The sequence below is a fragment of the Calidithermus terrae genome, assembly GCF_003574345.1.
GTDB classification, from domain to species: Bacteria; Deinococcota; Deinococci; order Deinococcales; family Thermaceae; genus Calidithermus; species Calidithermus chliarophilus.
In genome coordinates, this window is sequence record NZ_QXDL01000300.1 from 1 (window position 1) to 3,674 (window position 3,674).

The window sequence follows — 3,674 nt, forward strand, 5'->3', positions numbered from 1 at the left end:
GGGCAGGGGGGCGCGAGCGGCTGGAGGTGGCGCTCTACCAGGAGGGCGAGGCGTCGCGCCACCCGATGGAGCCCGAGGGCGAAGGCTACTTCACGGCCTGGCTCGAGGGGCTGGGGCCGGGGGCGCGCTACAAGTACCGCGTGGACGGGGAGGGGCCCTTCCCCGACCCCGCCTCGCGCTACCAGCCCGAGGGCGTGCACGGACCCTCGGAAGTGGTGGACCCCGCCTTCGCCTGGACCGATAGCGGCTGGAAGGGGCGGGGCCTGGAGGAGCTGGTGGTGATGGAAGTCCACGTGGGCACCGCCACCCCCGAGGGCACCTTCGCCGCCCTGGCCGAGAAGCTCCCCCACTACCGCGGGCTGGGGGTGAGCGCGCTCGAGCTCATGCCCCTGGCCGACTTCCCCGGCCGCTGGAACTGGGGCTACGACGGGGTCTCGCTCTACGCCCCCGCCCGCGCCTATGGGCGGCCCGAAGACCTCAAGCGGCTGGTGGACACGGCCCACGCGCAGGGGCTGGCGGTGCTGCTGGACGTGGTCTACAACCACCTGGGCCCCGACGGCAACTACCTGTGGGCCTACAGCCGCGACCACTTCACCGACCGCCACAAGACCCCCTGGGGCGACGGCCCCAACTTCGAGCTGGGGCCGGTGCGGGCTTTTTTCGTGGAAAACGCGCTGTACTGGCTCGAGGAGTTCCACCTCGACGGCCTGCGCTTCGACGCCACCCACGCCCTCCTCGACGACTCCCCCCGCCACGTGCTGCGGGAGATCGCCGAGCGGGCCAGGGAGCGCATCCCCCGCGCGCTCGCCTTCGTCGCCGAGGACGAGCGCAACGAGGCGCGGTTGGTGCTGCCGGCGGAGGAAGGCGGGCTGGGCCTCGACGCGGTGTGGGCCGACGACTTCCACCACGGCCTGCGCCGGGCCTTAGCCGGCGACTCGGAGGGCTACTACGCCGAGTACGACGGCACCGCCGCCGAGGTCGCACGGGCGCTGGAGCAGGGCTGGGTCTACTGCGGCCAGCCCACCCGCCGCGAGGGGCGCCCCCGGGGCAGCGACCCCGCCCGTGTCCGCCTGCCCGCCTTCGTGCACTGCGTCCAGAACCACGACCAGGTGGGCAACCGTGCCCACGGCGAGCGGCTCAACCACCAGGTGAGCCCGGGGGCCTTCCGCGCGGCCTCGGCGCTGCTGCTGCTCGAGGCGGCCACCCCGCTGCTGTTCATGGGCCAGGAGTGGGCCGCCGGCAGCCCCTTCCTCTACTTCACCGACCACCCCGCCGAGCTGGGGCGCCGGGTGAGCGAGGGGCGGCGCGCCGAGTTCGCGGGCTTCTCGAGCTTCGCGGCGGGCGGGCCCATCCCCGACCCCCAGGACCCCGAGACCTTCCTCCGCTCCAAGCTCGACTGGGGTGAGCTCGAGGCGGGCGAGCACCGGGCCACGCTCGAGTTCTACCGCGCCCTGCTGCGCCTGCGCCGCACCCACCCGGCCCTGCGCTCGCGCGAGCGCTCGAGTCAGCGGGCCTGGCCCGCGGACGGCGAAACCCTGCTGCTGCGGCGGGAAACCCCGCCCCAGGTGCTGCTGCTGGTGGCCCACTGGGGCGAAGGCGCCCGCGTCGAGCTGCCTCCGGGCCCCTGGCGCGTCCTGCTAGCCAGCGACGGCGAGCCAGCCCTGCAGGGCGGGGTGCTGCACGTGCCCGCCGCGGGCGCGGTGGTGCTGGAGGCGGCCGGGCGGGCCGCACACTAAAGGGTTAACCCCCGCCACCCATGGGGGCGATGTGGGCCGCCGTCCCGCCGCCTAGGCTGGGAGGGGTCCACGGCGCAGCGTTTCGTGGACGCTATCCGCAACAAACGCCTTAGGAGGTGACGAATGCACAGCCTGGAACACCTATACCTCGAAGAACTGCGCGACCTCTACGACGCCGAGAAGCAGATCACCAAGGCCCTGCCCAAGATGATGGAGGCCGCCTCCTCGCCCGAGCTGCAGCGGGCCTTCCAGATGCACCTCGAGCAGACCAAGAAACAGATCCAGCGCCTGGAGAAGGTCTTCGAGGCCATGGGCGAAGACCCCGCCGGCGAGCACTGCGAGGGCATCGAGGGGCTGCTGAAGGAGGGGGAGGAGCTGCTGGGCAAGCGGAAGGAGGCCGACCCCGCGGTCTTTGACGCCGCGCTCATCGTGGCGGCCCAGAAGGTCGAGCACTACGAGATCGCGGCCTACGGCAGCGTGTGCACCTTCGCCGAGATGCTGGGCAAGCGCGAGGACAAGGAGCTGCTGGGCAGCACCCTCGAGGAGGAGGAGGCCACCGACGAGAAGCTCACCCGCCTGGCCGAGTCGCTCATCAACCCGGAGGCGGCGGAGGGCGGCTCGAGCGGCGCGCGCGGCTCACGCTGACCCTGCCTGCGGGATCAAGGGGTGAGGGCCGGGAGCTCCCGGCCCTCTTTCATTTTTTCGGCTCAGCCCCCTCGGCCTCGCCCAGCGGAGGGGGGGTGGCGCCCGGGGCCTGGCCGCCCTCGGCCGCGTTCTCGATGACCCGGGTGCGCGACCACTCCAGCGCGTTCATGGCCTGCCACACCGCCTCGGCCGAGCCCCGCAGCAGCACCAGCGTGGCCCCCTGGTACAGTTCGCCCAGGTAGCGCCGGGCCTCCGCGGGCGTGAGGCCCATCTCCGTGAGCAGGCGGCCCAGCGGGGCCAGCCCCGGCCGGTGGGGGGCGCTGTCCTCCTCGGCGAGGCGCTCGAGCCATTCGGCGGCGAAGCCGTCGGCCGCGACGGCCCCCACGTCGGCGGTGCGGATGAGGGTGGTGCCGTTCTCCAGCGTCTCGGCGCGGCTGCCGCCCAGGGGCGCGCGGGGGGCGCGGACCACGACCGAGAGCTGGGCCCGCGGGCGGTGGCGCTCGAGCGTCCGCTCGACCTTCGCCACGGCCCCCCGGTCCTCGGTGAGTGCGATGAATTGAATGAGGCCCAACGAATACCCCCCTTGCCCCGTTGGGGGCGGCTCCAAAACAGTTTGGCCCGGCGCTCCCGGGCGGCGCATCGCTCCATAGTACCCCGCGCGTCCCCACCAAAGGGGCTTGCGCCCGGGCACTCGCGGGTGTAAATACTGCCCTGGAGCCCGTATGGACCCCGCCCTCAGCCACGACCTCAGCCTGCTCGCGCGCCTCCTCGTCGCGGCCGGGCTCACCGGCCTGATCGGCTGGGAGCGCGAGGCCCAGGGCAAAGCCGCGGGCTTCCGCACCCACATGCTGGTGGGGGTGAGCGCGGCGCTGTTCGTGATCCTGGGCGAGGTGATGCTGCAGCGCTACCCCGCCGCCGACGGCTCGCCGCGGCTCGACGTCAGCCGCGTGCTCGAGGCCGTGGTGGCGGGCGTGAGCTTCCTGGGCGCGGGCACCATCTTCGTCTCGCGCGGCCAGGGCGTGCGCGGCCTCACCACCGCCGCCTCGCTGCTGGCCGCCGCGGGCGTCGGGGTGGCGGTGGGCCTCGAGCGCTACCTGCTCGCCGCAGGCACCACGCTGCTGTTGCTGCTCATCCTGGAGGTGCTGGGGCGGGCGGTTTGTAGCTGATAGCTGAACGTCTAACGCCGATAGACCATAGCCGATAGCCTGTAGCCGGGCGCGGGTCGTACGTCCTACGTCGTACGCAATACGCAAAACGCAAGACGCAAGACGCCTTTTCTTTACCCCCCTTAAC

Annotated in this window: 4 protein-coding genes; 3 read left to right on the forward strand and 1 reads right to left on the reverse strand. The window is 72.8% G+C overall.

The genetic code is table 11. The features are described 5' to 3' along the window. The coding region (gene treZ, locus Mterra_RS19655; RefSeq protein ID WP_119316664.1) for a malto-oligosyltrehalose trehalohydrolase at positions 1-1,736 on the forward strand (1,736 nt) is incomplete at its 5' end. Between the two features lie 123 nt (positions 1,737-1,859). Beyond that, positions 1,860-2,381 (forward strand): YciE/YciF ferroxidase family protein, encoded by a 522-nt coding sequence (locus tag Mterra_RS19660; RefSeq protein ID WP_027892068.1) that lies wholly within the window; start codon positions 1,860-1,862, stop codon positions 2,379-2,381. 49 nt (positions 2,382-2,430) lie between these two features. On the opposite strand, the gene Mterra_RS19665 is transcribed toward Mterra_RS19660, so the two are convergent. Beyond that, complete coding sequence (locus Mterra_RS19665) at positions 2,431-2,952, reverse strand: hypothetical protein (protein WP_119316665.1); 522 nt, start codon at positions 2,950-2,952, stop codon at positions 2,431-2,433. Positions 2,953-3,103: 151 nt separating this feature from the next. Here Mterra_RS19665 and Mterra_RS19670 point away from each other — a divergent pair, with 151 nt between their 5' ends. Next, positions 3,104-3,547: an MgtC/SapB family protein gene (locus Mterra_RS19670; protein WP_119316666.1), complete on the forward strand. Its 444-nt coding sequence runs from the start codon at positions 3,104-3,106 to the stop codon at positions 3,545-3,547. The last annotated feature ends 127 nt before the right edge of the window (positions 3,548-3,674 follow it).